The following is a 13414-nucleotide window of genomic DNA, read 5'->3' on the forward strand; positions in this document are numbered from 1 at the left end:
GTCTCTCCTGACGTCGGTGATGTTGATCGAGGTGGTCGGTGTCCGCGCCTACGCGCCGTGATTCAGCAACTGATCCGGGCAGGCGGGCTAGGCCAGGCCGTCCAGGATCGTGGCGGCCTGGTCTCGCAGGTCATCGCGGGCCTGGTCGCTGAGGCTGTCTGCCTCCTTCGGGTGATCGAGGTGATCGATGAACCGCTCCAAGGCCCGGACGGCCGGGAGGGTGCGCTCGGCCTCCAGGTGCCGCTGGGCCTGATCGGCCGCACGGGTGAGTTGGTCGGCGATCGGGCCGGCCACGTCCCCGGCCTCGAGGTAGGCCTCCAGGCTGGAGACCAGGGCCTGGATCCCACCGGCCGGCTCGGCAACCTCGGGCACGATCCGCAGCAGGTCCGTGACGCCGTGGCTGACGTAGAGGTTGTCGTAGGCGTCCAGTGTCAGGTGTGCGCCGGCTCCGTCGAAGAGCACGCGCAGGGTGTCCTCCGCCGAACCCGCTCGCGCTGCCCGTTCGGGGTCGAAGGCGAAGACGCGGCCAGCGGCGTTGCCGTAGATGGTGCCGTCCGTGCCCGCCACCATCCGGGCGTAGTTTCCCGCGATGCGGTCACCGGGCTTGTGGTCGGGGAAGACCTCCTCGGTGTGCGTCCACTCCAGCGTGTCGGGGTCCATTGCCAGCAACCAGCCCTCGGCGTAGAGCCACACCGTGCCACCTGCGGCAGTGACGACGGCGTTGATGGACCGCAGGTCATCGACGGGCGGTTCGATCTCCTGGATCTCCTCGGAGGCCTCATCGAAGACCATGAGCGTGGCCTCGTCCTGCAGCGGGAGCCCGTCCCAGCTGTAGAAGATGTTCCCCGCGCCGAAGACCTTCCCGGCGCTGGAGGTCACCGAGTTGATCGACTGGTGGCCGATGGGCCCGGCGATGGTGGCGCATTCGCCGGTGGTGGAGTCGAACCAGCCGAAGGCGCCCTGATCCTGCCCTTCGCCTGCCTGGCTGCCGAAATAGATCCGATCACCCGAACTGTGCAGAGCATAGGGGCGGTTCTGGCCGGCGCCGATCGTGCAGTCGACCCTGGGCTGGGATCCGTCCGCCAGTTCCTCGGCGGTGAAGGAGTTGATCGTGCCACCGGGGTAGATCCCTTGGTAGACCCGGCCGTCGTGCGCCAGCATGTGCTCGGCCTGACCGCCCAGGGGAAAGGTCTGATGCTGGTCGTCGCGCATCGGAACGGCCTTCCCGATCCCGCCGGTGAGGTAGCCGGCGGAGTAGACCCGCCCGTCCTCGCCTGTGGCCAGGCTGTTCACCTGCAGCGCCACGTCGGGGATATTCTCGGCTGCGTTGCTCTCGAGGTTGCCCGTCTCGATGTTGTACTTGACCTGGATCCCGCCGGAGTTCCAGCCGACCACGCTCGGTCCCGGCCAGTCGGGGTGGTCGAGGTCGATGACGTCCCAACTACGGGAGAAGATGCCCGTCGGGGCGTCGAGCCGGGTCTCCTCTCCGGTGACCACGTTGTAGGAGAACAGCGGATTGCCTGCCTCGTTCATGTTCGCCTTGGTGTAGTAGATGTGATCGTCCACCACCGGTGTGGAGCCGTTGAAGACGACCTCGGCGATCTCATCGACCACGTCAACCTGCAACTCACCGCTGTCATCGCGGTCCACCTGCAGCACGAGCAGGGCGTCGTTGCCGGTGCTCGCACCGTCACCGGCCCAGGCCATCACATAGCCACCGCCGGCCCTCAGGCCGTAGACCCATGGCCGTTCCTGCAACTCCTCACTGAAGAGTGACGTCAGGTCCACGCACTCGCCGTCGTCAATGCCGCAACCGAAGAGGCGCATCTGAGTGCCCGTACCCGCAAAGACGGTGCGGCTGACCTCGTCATAGCCCACGGCACGGGTGTAGTAGGCGTCATCGACGAGCGGCAGGTCACCGAGCACTCCGGTGAAACCCTCTCCCTCGGTGAAGGTGTAGATCGAGGCTCCCGGGTAGCCGTCGGTCGGCTCACCCCAACCGCCGCCGTAAGCGTTGCCCTCCTCGTCGAAGTCCATCTGGTAAGCGAAACTCCAGGCCGGGATGTCCGGGCGGCCGACGTTGACCGCCTCCTCCTCCCCCGGGGTGTACAGCCACAGTGCGCCGGCACCGTAGGTCCCGACGTAGACGGTTCCGGTCACGGGATTCTGCTTGATCCCCCACGCGCCGGTCGCACCGGTGAGGCGGACCACCCGCGTAACCTCATCGGTGAGGAGGTCGGTCACGGTCATCACTGCCCCCACCGCTGGTTGAGCGGTTGCCACGGCATAGGTGACGGCGCGGCCGTTCTCGTCCACGCCTGCAGTGGAGCCGAGATAACTCGCACGATTGGTGATCTGGTCCGCCAGCACGGTGTACTCGGCGCTGATCACCACGTTGTCGGCGTTGACCGAACCCGTGGCGCCGACCTCTACCCGCACCGCGGCCGCGCCCTCGGGGGCGAGCGCTGCCACACGCAACCGATCATCCTGGACCTGACCGCGCTCCCCGGCCTCGTCGATCAGTTCGCCATCACCGTCGACCCAGTGCAGTCCCAGCCACGCCTGACCCTCGCCGGTCACATCGGCCCACGCCGTGTACTGCTGGCCGGGCTCAACCGGCGACGCTTCACTGAGAACTCCGGCCTGCTCACAGCCATCGATGGCATCGATCGCCAGCGCCTGCGCCCCATCGGTGGACCAGTCCGTGCTGATGGACAACGCCTCTTCACACGCCGCACCGGGGCTGTCCCCATTGCCGTCGGAGAGGCTCCACTCAGCCAGACCCTCCTCGAAACTGTGATTGCTGATCAACACATCGCCCTCGGCGATCACCGGGGCGGGGTCGGCGTGCGCCGGAGCCCACCCGGAGGCACGAGCAGCGCAGCCGACAGCAGCCCGGCAGCGGCCAGCACACCCCCTACCCGGACCTGGTCACGCTTCTTCTCGTCCGAACCGGACATGTCTCTCCTTCGGTGATGCTGGGCGAGGCGTACCGCGTCAGCGCCTACGCGGTGTGGTTCAGGTAGGCGATACCGAGGGCGTGCGAGCCCTGGGAGGGTTCCAGCGGCTCGGCCTGGTAGACCCGGAGCACGTGGTCATGGATCGCCGGTTCCATGTCGTGCAGCATCAGCCAGCGCGCTGACTGCACCGCGTTGGCCGGCGCGGCGTCCTGGGTCCCGTCCACGCGGAACCAGACCGAGTCCTCGTCCCGGATCACGTTCTGGGTGAACGTCCTCGCGAGCCGTTGCCGCATGTCACTGAGGTCCTCGATGCCGGCATCGTGCACGCTCTGGAGGAACTCCAACGTGATGGCGGCGTGGCTGATGTCCTCGGCGACGGTGATTCCGGAGTACCAGGGGTGTAGGTGGACAGGTCCTCCTCCACCGTGTATCCGCGGTACTTGGCACCGTAGGGCTGCCAGTACGGCCAGATGATCGCGTCGCCGTCGGACTCCACGCCCGCACGAAACGATCGCATCATGGCTTCCAGGCGCCTGCGCAGCGGGGCCGTGGGGGTGAGGTGGAAGAGCTCGGCATAGACCGCTCCCATGGCGTGGCCCTGGTTGTAGGGCTGCATCAGCCCGTCCCACGGAATGGGCGCGTTCCTGGCCCACCAGAAGTCGCCCCGACCGTGCTCATCGATGGCGAACTCGTCCCAGTGGAAGTCCACCGCCTCCTGGACCGCTCGGCGCACACGTGCGGCGAACGCCTGCCGCCGGGCGTACCGGGGCGATCCGAGGACGGTGCGCACGTAACGGGCCAACGGTCGCACCACCATGCCGGTGTGCACACTGAAGACGTAGAACTGCGGCTCGAAGTCGATCGCAGAGGCCGCCACCCGGTCGCTTGCATCGTGGCTCTCACGATGATCGAGTGCGGTCCAGCGCCTGGTCCCGTTGAACAGGGCATGAACCGCGTCGACCACGTAGTCCGGCGAGGCAGGGTCAAGGCTCACGCCCGTGAGCGTCTCCGCCGAACTGGGGTGTGTGAGTTCAAGATCGAAGTGCTCACCGGCGACGTTGGTGACTGTCGCGCGGGCCTCCGCCGAACGCACCCCGGCCCAACGGATCTGGATGCCAGGTGATTCGTCGGACAACGCGAACTCGGCGTGGCCGGCTGTGTAGTTCCCGGCGGCGCGCCATCCTGGGCCGGAGACGCCGCGGTAGTCGGTAACACCGCGGGCGGCATCGGTGCTGGCCAGCACATGGCGCGCGCGCTCCTCGAAGGTGTCCAGGTAGGCCTCGTCCTCGTACCGCTCGTACATCAGCAGCAGGCCGAGGAGATAGTAGGACTCCCCCCAGGCGTACAGTCCTGCCTCGTTGTGCTGGGCGCCCAGGTCCAGGTAGGCCTGCTCCGCGACGGCGAAGGCCTCCGGTGAGGTGTAGTCCAGCATGGTGGCCGGGGCGGGTGCGCCGAGGGCGTTCGGCGCCCGGCCCAGAAGTGCCAGGGCCAGTGTGGACGATCCACCGACCATCAGGCTGCGCCGGCTCAGAGTTGGCAGGGACATCATCGACCTTTCCGTTACGCGTCTTCACGCTGATCCGGAAACCGTATTAGGTCCTACCCGTAATGGTCAATAGGTCCGATCGAATCAGACGGGGCCGGGAGGGGGCGGACCACCCTCCCGGCCGCCCTGTTCATACCCGCTTGGCTGCGTGGACCTTCGACAGTGCCGCACCGATGTCCGCGACGTCGTCGTCGCTGTAGTTCTCGTTCCAACCGATCACCAGCAGGCGCCGGTCGATCAGATCCTCGGTGTTCGGGCAGAGCCCGGGAGCGTAGTCCGGCACGGCGGTGGCGGGTGGCACCACGAGCGGATACCCCGAATCTCCGTATGTGCGGCGCTCGGTGAACACCGGCGTCAGGTACAACGGGCGGACGATGTAACCACCATTGGCCGGGATACCCTCGGCGGCCAGCGCCTTGGCATAGTCGCGCGCATCACCTCCCGCGCTCTCAGGATCGATGAAGATCGGGAACTGCCAGTAGACAGTTCCGCGCGGGTCCGCGGCACTGAGGCCGTCCAGGCCGGCGACCGTCCGCGTCAGGAGGGCGGCCGCACGTTGCCGATCCTCCACCACACCGGCGAGTCGGGGCAGTTGTGCGCGGGCGACGGCCGCCTGCATTTCGGTCATCCGGTAGTTCAGTCCGAGGAACAGGTGGCTGCGCTCATCGGTGTCCCGCGGCCATGCTTTGTCGGCGAACAATCGGGCCCGTCGGGCCAGATCCGCATCATCGGTGATCGTCAGCCCGCCGTCACCGGCGGTGATGTGCTTGGACTGCTGGAGACTGAAGCAACCGATATGGCCCACCGTGCCGGCCAGCGCGGCATCGGGCCCCACCGTCGTCAGGTAGGGCCTGGGCACAGTCCTCGATGACGACGATTCCCAACGGGTCCGCCAGAGCGCGCAACTGGGCCACCGGGGCCGGTTGACCGAAGAGGTGGACGACGATGATCGCCTTGGTGCGGTCGGTGATGCGGGCCGCGACGGCGTCGACGTCCAGGTTCCCGCTTGCCGGATCGACATCAGCGAAGACTGGCACCGCGTTCTGCGCCAGGATGGGCAGCACGGTGCCGGCGTCCGACAGACCCGTGGTGATGATCTCGTCACCAGGCTCAGGATCCACCGCGGCTACGGCAAGATGGATGGCCGAAGTCCCCGATCCCGAGGCGACGACATGATCCACGCCGTAGTACTCGGCGAACTCACGCTCGAATTCACGGGTGACCGGTCCGACGGTGGAGTTGAGTTGGCCGCTCCGCAACACATCGAGTACGGCCTCCTCCTCAGGGGTTCCAATCCGACGGCCGGATGCGTTGGATACGGTCGGAAACGGACGGTCACGGACGGGTTCGCCACCATCGACGGCAAGGCGATTAGGCATCTATGCCTCCTAGATCGGTTGATCGGGCATGACTACCCTATCGACGTTCGCAATTATTGTCGCTAGCCTAATGCCATATCCGGACAGCCGAAATGGAGAACACCCCTGATGACCTCGACGCTCGCTCTGCACGGCGGTTCCGCCGCACTGGCCGATGTGCCTGCCCTGCCTCGCTGGCCCCAAGGCGGACAGGAGGAGGAACAGGCACTCATCGATGTGCTCCGCTCGGGCGCATGGGGCAGCACGCACGGCGATGTGGTGCGCTCCTTCGAAGGCGAGTTCGCGCAGTTCCAACAGACCAAGCACGCGGTCGCCCTCGCCAACGGCACCCTTGCCCTGGCCGCGTCCCTTCGCGCCACCGGAGTGGGCGTGGGCGATGAGGTGATCGTGCCCCCGTACACCTTCATCGCCACCGCATCCGCCGCCCTGTTCGTCGGTGCTATCCCGGTCTTCGCCGATGTCGATGGGCACACCCACCTGCTGGATCCGGGCGCGGCCGAAGCCGCGATCACCGAACGCACCAAGGCAATCATTCCGGTGCACCTGGCCGGCAATGTCGCGGACATGGACGCATTCGCGGCGATTGGCGAGCGTCACCAGGTGGCCATCATCGAGGACGCGGCCCAGGCAGTCGGGGCCCAGTGGCAGGGACGGGGGGTCGGCGCCCTGGGCGACGTGGGCACGTTCAGTTTCCAGACGTCGAAGAACCTCAGTTCCGGGGAGGGCGGCATCGTCACCACCGACGACGACGCGCTGGCCGCGGCCCTCTACTCACTGGTCAACGTCGGGCGGGTGCCCGGCGGAGGCTGGTATCAGCACGACTCCGTCGGGTACAACCTCCGCCTGACCGAGTTCCAGGCAGCCATCCTGCGGGTCCAGTTACGCCAGCTCCCCGAGATGCAGAGCAAGCGGGCCGCGAACGACGCCCTGCTCCGTGACCTGCTCTCCGACGTGGAGGGCGTGCAGATCGCCACCCCGGATCCGCGGGTCACCAGCCACGGGCACCACCTGTTCATCTTCCGAATGCCGGAACTCGGGGCCCGTGGCAAGCGTGATGCCGCCGTCGAGGCACTCGCAGCCGAAGGTGTGCCCGGGGTCTCGCCCGGCTACGTCCCGCTGCACCGGAACGAGGCGGTGGCCAACGAGAGCCGCGCCCTGACCGAGCGTCTCGGTCAGCCGTTACCGCAAGCGGCCTGCCCGAATGCCGACCGCGTCTCATCCGACACCATCTGGCTGCCGCAGTTCTCGCTGCTCGGCACCAATGAACAGACCGAGGCGATTGCCACCGCGATCACGAAGGTCGCCGGCGCCACCGACGCTCTCTGAACCCGACGGGACCCTGCAGAGGCGATGAGTAGCGATCACGCGCGCGCGCAACTCGAAACCGTCGTCCTGCCTTTCTGGCTGCAGCGAGGCATTGATGAGCGGCATGGCGGATTCTTCACGTGTTTCGACAACCGTGGGCGGACTTTGGTCTCCACCGACAAGTTCGCTTGGTCGCAGGGACGGTTCGTGTGGCTTCTGGCACGCGCGGCGGATCTGGGCCGGCGCGGATTGCTCGACGTCGACGCCGAGGAGTTGCTGCGCCTGGCCCGACGAGGGGCTCAGTTCCTGATCGACCACATCATCACTGGCGAGCAGACCACCCGGTACGTCGTCGGCCGGGACGGAGGCCCGCCCCAGACCCCCGGGCAGCCCGATCGCAGCGTCTACGCCGACTGGTTCGTGTCGCTGGGTTTGGCGGAGGTGGCCCGGCAGTCCGGTGAACCACGCTGGCTCGACCAGGCCCTACCGATCCTGGACCGGGCGCGCGCGGACCATCTGGCCGGCGCCGCCCCCACCCCGCCCTACCAGGTACCGCCTGGTCACAGCGCCTTCGGTCCGAAGATGCTGCTGGTCAACGCCCTGCTGGTGGCCAGCCAGGCCGCGAGGGCGTTCGGCCAGCACAGTCACCTGGAAGCCCAACTCGGGCCAGGCCGTCGATGATGCCCTCTCCCATCGCCTCCCGGACGGCACCTTCACCGAGATGGTCGGCCCCGACCCCCGGACGCTGGTGAACCGGCATCGTATCCCGGGCCATGCCATCGAAGGCCTCTGGATGATCCTGGAATCGCTGGACCTGCTCGATGATGCCCGCGACCGCGCGCCCCTGCTCGCTTCGATCTCGGCACTATGTGAGTCGGCCTGGGACGCCGAACACGGTGGGCTGTTCCGGTTCACCGATGCCGGCGGCCCGTATCAACCCACGGGCACCCTCACCGGCACTGACTACGAGAACCTGGTGCGCGACACGTGGGCGGTGAAGTTGTGGTGGGTGCACACCGAAGCAGCGGCTACCACGGCGATCGCGGCGCACAGGTACGCCGACGCCGGGGCCGGAGCCTGGTTCGAGCGCATCTGGGATTACACGCTTCGCACCTTCCCTGGGGGCGCGGACGGCGCGGAGTGGATTCAGATCCGGGACGTCACCGGGCGCCCTCTGGATCAAGTCGTGGCCCTACCGGTCAAGGATCCGTTCCACATCACCCGGAACCTCATGCAGAGTTGTCCGGTCGCGGTCACTGACGCCGAACAGCACCCACCGTTCCCCTGATTTCCAGGGCGCCGTGCAGTGTCACGGTGCTGGGTTTGGCACCGTCGGCACACGCCGAATTCCGCGCCTCCTCGGTGCCCGCCGATCACCTAGGGTGATCGAGATTCACCGTAACGCCATCGGCGCACCGTCCGGGCCAGGCACCACCGGGGCCTCACCAGTGCTGTTGGCGACCACCCTCGTCCGCACTGCGCTGCGCGAGAAGCGCCACCTTCGTGGCCAGCAGGCTGCTGGCCGTGCTCACCTCGGGTTCGGCTCCGGCATCGATCGCGTCGAAGAAGTACTGCGCCGGACGCTGCGGCTGGCCCAACGGAACATCCCAGGTTCGGCGCTCATGTGTGGTGACACGTAACGAGTGGTAGGCCCAATCCAGTTCCGCGGTCCCTTCCGAACCCGCGATGCGCATCCGATAATGTCCGTGCACATCGGCGGCCTCGGGCCCCAGCCAGTTTGCCTCGATGGTGGCGACCACCCCGCCGGCGTGCAGCAGCACCGCCACGTGGTCGTCGAAACCGGGATGATCCGCGGCCCGGGCGTTGCCGGTCACCGCGCTCACCGAACCACCCGTTGCGCCGGTCAGGGAGAGCACGAGGTCGATGTCGTGCACCGGCAGATCTGCGGCTATCCCGCCGTAGCGCGCGGGATCGAGAAACCAGTCCGGGCGACTGTGCTGACGCAGTTTGTGCGGACCCGTGCTGGCGACGAGGGCAAGTTGTCCGAGGGTGCCCTCCTCGATCAGTTCCCGCAACGCAAGGGTCGCCGGATAGAAGCGCTTCTCGAACACCACCGAGACGTGCTTCCCGCTGCCTCGCACCGCCTCCTCGATCCGCTCCAGGTCCTCCAGGGAGGTGCACAAAGGTTTGTCGGCGAGCACGTGGGCGTCGGCTGCCAGGGCAGCCAGCACGGCGTCGGCACGTTCGGAGTAGATGCCCGCGACCAGCGCTACGTCGAAGTCGAGCTCTGCCACCAGATCCGGCACCGACTCGAACACCGGAACATCGCCAAGATCAGCAAGGAATGCCTCGCGCATCTGCGGGTCTGCTTCAGCCGCGCCCACCAGGTGCAGGTCCGGACGGTGCTGCACTTCCTGCAGGGCGTAATCGACATGCGGGTGGGCCGCGCCCAGGATCGCCACCCTCATGTCAGGTCCTGCGGGCGCACCGCGCGCCCGTTCCGGGCGGATTCGTAGATCGCGCTGATCAGCCGAACCGTATCGGCACCGTCCCTGCCGCTGATCGCGGGCGTGCGCCCGTCTCGGATCGATTCCAGCACATCACGCCACTGGCTCACGTGACCGGCCACCCCGATCGCCGATGGGTCGGACATCCCACTGGCCGCACCGGCATCATCCTGGGCGAATTCGGGTAACGGCACGTCGATCTCCCAGCGGTGCACCTGCCCCTGCCCGAGTTCGATCGTGCCGCGGTCCAGGTGGAGGGTCACCGTTGCCGGCGCTCCCGGTGGGGTCGCCGTCGAGGTGCTGATCATTCCGAGCGCTCCCCCGGCGAACCGCACCGTTGCCACCGTGGTGTCCTCAGCATCCATCTGGTGTCCCAGTGTCCCGAACTGCGCCGTGACCTGCTCCACCGGGCCGCACAGCCAGTTCAGCAGGTCCACGTTGTGGACACCCTGGTTCATCATCGAACCCCCACCGGCATCCATCAGGGATCGCCAGGGGGCAGCGGCGTAGTACTCCTCATCACGCCACCAGTGCACATGCGTCGTGGCCAGCCGGACGGTGCCGAGTTCGCCGGCGGCGAGCATCCTCTTCACCGTGGCGTACTCCGGTTCGAGGCGGCGCTGGGACATCACCGCTAATACCAGGCCCCGCGCGGTGGCCAGCGCAACGACTTGCTCCGCCTCTGCCACTGTCAGCGCCAGTGGCTTCTCCACCAGAACGTGCTTTCCCGCGCGCAGCGCCGCGAGCGCTTGCTCCGCGTGCCGATCACTCGGCGAGCAGATCGCGATGACGTCGATGCTCTCGCTCTGCCAAAGATCATCCGGCGCCACCTGCGTGGCCTGTGGCCATCCCGCGTCGGCAGCACGTTGCTGATCCCCGCCACTGAAAGCGACCAGATGTGCCTGGGTGGACAACTCGCTAAGGGCGCGTGCGTGACTGGTGCCGATATTGCCCAGACCAAGCACCCCTACGCCGACCGGTTCCTGCATCGATGCTCCCGCGGGTTCGGTGTGTGTGGGCCCCAAACGTACGACGGCTCCGGAATTCACGCAACCGGTTGCAGGTAGCCTTGACGTGCAATCGATTGCAGAACAGACTGGCATCTGACCATTCCCTGCAGGAAGGCAACACCCATGCGCGTCGGCTTCGTCGGTACCGAGAACTCTCACGTCAAGCACTTCATCCGCTTCCTCAATCTGGACGGGCGCTACCCGGACTACCGGGCGGCGGCGCTGTCCGGGGGGCGGAGCGAGCACAACGCCGAACTCGCCGAGTACGGTGGCCTCGAGGTGATCGTGGACGAGCCGTCCGAACTCGTCGGCCACATCGATGCTGCGATCGTGTGCAACCGGGACGGGGGGCTGCACCGCCGGGCCACGGAGCCGCTGCTGCGCGCCGGAATCCCCGTTCTGGTCGACAAACCGTTGGCGACCACCGTCGCCGACGCCAGCGCCATGCTGGACCAGGCCGAGGAGTCGGGATCGACTCTGGTCTCAGCCTCGGCGCTGCGCTTCGTGCCGGAAATTGCCGAGTTCACCTCCGGCGCCGCTGATCGGGGCGCACTGCGACACCTGCATGTCGCCGGCCCTGCCGACCCGGACAGCGAGTACGCGGGCCTCTTCTTCTACGGCATCCATCACGTGGAGACGGCACTGGAGATCCTCGGCAACCCCGTCGTGCAGCCCGGTGACGTCACCGTCCAGGCCGAGCGGCACGGTGACCTCGTCCGGGCCAACACCACCATCGACGGTCGGATGGTCACGTTCACCTTCGTCACGCCGTCCGACGGCGGTCAGGCTCCGTTCCACGCCACGGCCGTGCACGCCCGTGGGGTCCTCGCGCACAATCTGACCCTCGGCCCGGACTACAACGCCGCCACGCTGGATCACTTCGTCACCGCGATCGGGCAAGGACGCGCTCCGCTGAGCCCCGAGCAACTCCTCACCCCGGTCGCCATCCTCTCCGCCATCGCCGAGCAACTGTAGATGGGCACCCGCGGCCCGGGCGTCGAACCCGGGATCGGCGTCATCGGGCCGGGGATCATCCGGGATCACGTCGAACGCCCCGTGTACGAATCCGGTCGAACCGGGCGACCGGTGCGGCCCGCCCCGGTCGACCTGTCGGCATGATCTGGGATCGCCCCTAGTCCGGCGCTTATTAGTGCGCTACTCTTTCGGGACATTCGGACTGCCGTAATGAAGGGCCAATGATGACCACCCTCCCCACACTCAACCGCCGGACCCTGCTCGTCGGGAGCGCCTCGACGCTAGCCCTGGCACTACTCGGTCGTTCCGACACCGCATTCGGGGCACCTTCCCCGCTGGCCACGCTCGACTACACCTCACCGGAGGCGTTCGCGGTCGCCGAGCAGGCCTACTTGGACCTCGGTGCCGAGCACAACGAGGCCGGCCTGTACGCCTGGGGCGAGTCCTACTACCTGCTCGGGCTGCTCCTGATGTTCGAAGCCACGGGTGAGGGCCGTTTTCTGGACAGGTTCGAGGAGCGCGCCCGGCACGTAATGGACTCGACCGATGAGGCACGCGGCGTCACCGACTACTCCGGGCGCTCCGGGCCGGTGTGGCGTGCCGGCGGCAACTACACCGCCGGCCACGGTGAACTGCTCCTGGAGGATGGCTCACCCGGCATCCAGGTGCGCTGGGCCGGTGGCACCTCCGTGAACGCCACCGCGACGGTGCGCCGGGTGGATGCGGACAGGTTTGATCTCACGCTGTCCCACCCGTCCTCGACCGTCGAACTGACCGGTCTCACCCTTGATCCCAACGCCTCCGACTACGTCGTCGACGCCGTCGGTGATGCCTACGCCCCCGGCGCCCGGTGGACCGCGGTCGACCACAGCGCCGACCGCGGAACCGACCGCAGCCTGACTGAGGGCACGGTGGCGTTCGAGCCCCAGTTCTACGCCTTCCCGGTGCACACCGGCATGGTGATCTACCCGCTGGCCCGGTACGTACGCATGGTGCGCACCGACCCAGGGATCCCCGGGACCCGCAACGGCGTGGCCGGCCAGCTGTTGGCCTTCGTGATGAAGGCGTTGCGGCACCACGAGGACGACTTCCACATCGACGAACGCGGCTACGGCGACTTCCGCTGGCCGCGCGAGGCGCCGGTCCCCTTCGACGGCACGATCCAGCCGCTGAACCAGTCCCACGCCCTGGGCGCCACGTTCGCCGAGTTGACCCGGGTCGTGGACAACACCCAGTACCGCCGCAACGTCGAAGCGATGCTGCGCAGCCTCCGAGCGTCGCTGCAGGTGCAGGACGGAGCCTACGTCTGGCCGTACTGGCCGGTGCACTCCCACATATACAACGGCTACTCCCGCGAGGACGACGTGTCCACGTACACCCCGTTCTACGGGGCGGTACGCAGTTGGGAGGACATCAGTCACGGCGCGATCACGCTGGAGTTCATCCAGGCCACCCACGACGCCGGCCTCGCGGACCTGAGCCAGGATCGCGAACTCTTCGCCACCACGTTCATGCAGAACGTGATCAACGAACCAGACTCGGTGTGGTTCCGTGTGAACGGGGAGGTCGAAGCACTCCCTGCCCAGGCCGTCCAGTCCGCTCGGTGGCTGATGCTGGCTGACCTGGAGCCGGAGATCCACGATCAGGTCCTGCGGGTGTATGAGGCCGAGCCCCTGGAGCCATCACAGGGATCCCATGCGCTGGGTATCGCCTACCTGAATCACAGCCGGTGAGATCCCGTGGCACGCGGTGGCCAGGCCACCGCGTGCGG

13 protein-coding genes are annotated in these 13414 nt (G+C 67.3%); 5 read left to right on the plus strand and 8 right to left on the minus strand.

Annotated features, from left to right (window positions below):
• Nucleotides 1-87: 87 nt before the first annotated feature.
• The 6 genes from ACRRRO_RS01925 to ACRRRO_RS01950 form a co-directional block, all read right to left on the minus strand.
• Nucleotides 88-2832, minus strand: a complete 2745-nt coding sequence (locus ACRRRO_RS01925) for an FIMAH domain-containing protein (RefSeq protein ID WP_434080988.1) — start codon at nucleotides 2830-2832, stop codon at nucleotides 88-90.
• Nucleotides 2829-2960 carry a hypothetical protein gene (locus tag ACRRRO_RS01930; protein WP_434080989.1) on the minus strand — a complete coding sequence of 44 codons (132 nt, stop codon included), beginning with the start codon at nucleotides 2958-2960 and terminating at the stop codon, nucleotides 2829-2831. The genes ACRRRO_RS01925 and ACRRRO_RS01930 overlap by 4 nt, the downstream gene beginning before the upstream one ends.
• A 44-nt stretch (nucleotides 2961-3004) precedes the next feature.
• Nucleotides 3005-3253 (minus strand): hypothetical protein, encoded by a 249-nt coding sequence (locus ACRRRO_RS01935; RefSeq protein ID WP_434080990.1) that lies wholly within the window; start codon nucleotides 3251-3253, stop codon nucleotides 3005-3007.
• Nucleotides 3214-4509 carry a hypothetical protein gene (locus ACRRRO_RS01940; protein WP_434080991.1) on the minus strand — a complete coding sequence of 432 codons (1296 nt, stop codon included), beginning with the start codon at nucleotides 4507-4509 and terminating at the stop codon, nucleotides 3214-3216. Before ACRRRO_RS01940 ends, ACRRRO_RS01935 begins: the two co-directional genes overlap by 40 nt.
• 127 nt (nucleotides 4510-4636) lie before the next feature.
• The gene (locus tag ACRRRO_RS01945) at nucleotides 4637-5365 is read right to left on the minus strand and encodes a DegT/DnrJ/EryC1/StrS family aminotransferase (RefSeq protein WP_434080992.1); all 729 of its coding nucleotides are present in this window, start codon (nucleotides 5363-5365) and stop codon (nucleotides 4637-4639) included.
• On the minus strand, nucleotides 5256-5768 hold the full coding sequence (locus tag ACRRRO_RS01950) for a DegT/DnrJ/EryC1/StrS family aminotransferase (protein WP_434080993.1): 513 nt from the start codon (nucleotides 5766-5768) through the stop codon (nucleotides 5256-5258). The genes ACRRRO_RS01945 and ACRRRO_RS01950 overlap by 110 nt, the downstream gene beginning before the upstream one ends.
• A gap of 225 nt (nucleotides 5769-5993) precedes the next feature.
• On the opposite strand from ACRRRO_RS01950, the gene ACRRRO_RS01955 reads away from it, so the two are divergent.
• The 3 genes from ACRRRO_RS01955 to ACRRRO_RS01965 are packed head-to-tail and all read left to right on the plus strand — an operon-like array spanning nucleotide 5994 to nucleotide 8478.
• Nucleotides 5994-7211, plus strand: a complete 1218-nt coding sequence (locus ACRRRO_RS01955; protein ID WP_424798130.1) for a DegT/DnrJ/EryC1/StrS family aminotransferase — start codon at nucleotides 5994-5996, stop codon at nucleotides 7209-7211.
• A 24-nt stretch (nucleotides 7212-7235) separates the two neighbouring features.
• On the plus strand, nucleotides 7236-7871 hold the full coding sequence (locus ACRRRO_RS01960; RefSeq protein ID WP_434080994.1) for an AGE family epimerase/isomerase: 636 nt from the start codon (nucleotides 7236-7238) through the stop codon (nucleotides 7869-7871).
• A gap of 40 nt (nucleotides 7872-7911) precedes the next feature.
• Nucleotides 7912-8478: an AGE family epimerase/isomerase gene (locus ACRRRO_RS01965; protein ID WP_434080995.1), complete on the plus strand. Its 567-nt coding sequence runs from the start codon at nucleotides 7912-7914 to the stop codon at nucleotides 8476-8478.
• 154 nt (nucleotides 8479-8632) lie between these two features.
• Here ACRRRO_RS01965 and ACRRRO_RS01970 read toward each other — a convergent pair whose 3' ends face one another.
• Together ACRRRO_RS01970 and ACRRRO_RS01975 are read right to left on the minus strand one after the other, a co-directional pair.
• Nucleotides 8633-9619: a Gfo/Idh/MocA family protein gene (locus ACRRRO_RS01970; protein WP_424790733.1), complete on the minus strand. Its 987-nt coding sequence runs from the start codon at nucleotides 9617-9619 to the stop codon at nucleotides 8633-8635.
• On the minus strand, nucleotides 9616-10647 hold the full coding sequence (locus tag ACRRRO_RS01975) for a Gfo/Idh/MocA family protein (RefSeq protein WP_424798132.1): 1032 nt from the start codon (nucleotides 10645-10647) through the stop codon (nucleotides 9616-9618). Before ACRRRO_RS01975 ends, ACRRRO_RS01970 begins: the two co-directional genes overlap by 4 nt.
• Nucleotides 10648-10791: 144 nt before the next feature.
• On the opposite strand from ACRRRO_RS01975, the gene ACRRRO_RS01980 reads away from it, so the two are divergent.
• Together ACRRRO_RS01980 and ACRRRO_RS01985 are read left to right on the plus strand one after the other, a co-directional pair.
• Nucleotides 10792-11643, plus strand: coding sequence for a Gfo/Idh/MocA family protein (locus tag ACRRRO_RS01980; protein WP_424798133.1), 852 nt, complete (start codon nucleotides 10792-10794; stop codon nucleotides 11641-11643).
• Nucleotides 11644-11864: 221 nt separating this feature from the next.
• Entirely contained in the window at nucleotides 11865-13376 is a 1512-nt protein-coding gene (locus ACRRRO_RS01985; protein ID WP_434080996.1) for a hypothetical protein, read from the plus strand.
• The last annotated feature ends 38 nt before the right edge of the window (nucleotides 13377-13414 follow it).

Source organism: Sanguibacter sp. Z1732 (genome assembly GCF_051020515.1).
Lineage (GTDB): Bacteria > Actinomycetota > Actinomycetes > Actinomycetales > Beutenbergiaceae > CALKWS01.

Bases quoted from the DNA above. Each gene is read 5' to 3' on its own strand.
- ACRRRO_RS01930 (WP_434080989.1), bottom strand. From the start codon at position 2,960: ATGTCCGGTTCGGACGAGAAGAAGCGTGACCAGGTCCGGGTAGGGGGT.
- ACRRRO_RS01935 (WP_434080990.1), bottom strand. From the start codon at position 3,253: ATGCGGCAACGGCTCGCGAGGACGTTCACCCAGAACGTGATCCGGGAC.
- ACRRRO_RS01940 (WP_434080991.1), bottom strand. From the start codon at position 4,509: ATGATGTCCCTGCCAACTCTGAGCCGGCGCAGCCTGATGGTCGGTGGA.
- ACRRRO_RS01955 (WP_424798130.1), top strand. From the start codon at position 5,994: ATGACCTCGACGCTCGCTCTGCACGGCGGTTCCGCCGCACTGGCCGAT.
- ACRRRO_RS01960 (WP_434080994.1), top strand. From the start codon at position 7,236: ATGAGTAGCGATCACGCGCGCGCGCAACTCGAAACCGTCGTCCTGCCT.
- ACRRRO_RS01965 (WP_434080995.1), top strand. From the start codon at position 7,912: ATGGTCGGCCCCGACCCCCGGACGCTGGTGAACCGGCATCGTATCCCG.
- ACRRRO_RS01970 (WP_424790733.1), bottom strand. From the start codon at position 9,619: ATGAGGGTGGCGATCCTGGGCGCGGCCCACCCGCATGTCGATTACGCC.
- ACRRRO_RS01975 (WP_424798132.1), bottom strand. From the start codon at position 10,647: ATGCAGGAACCGGTCGGCGTAGGGGTGCTTGGTCTGGGCAATATCGGC.
- ACRRRO_RS01980 (WP_424798133.1), top strand. From the start codon at position 10,792: ATGCGCGTCGGCTTCGTCGGTACCGAGAACTCTCACGTCAAGCACTTC.
- ACRRRO_RS01985 (WP_434080996.1), top strand. From the start codon at position 11,865: ATGATGACCACCCTCCCCACACTCAACCGCCGGACCCTGCTCGTCGGG.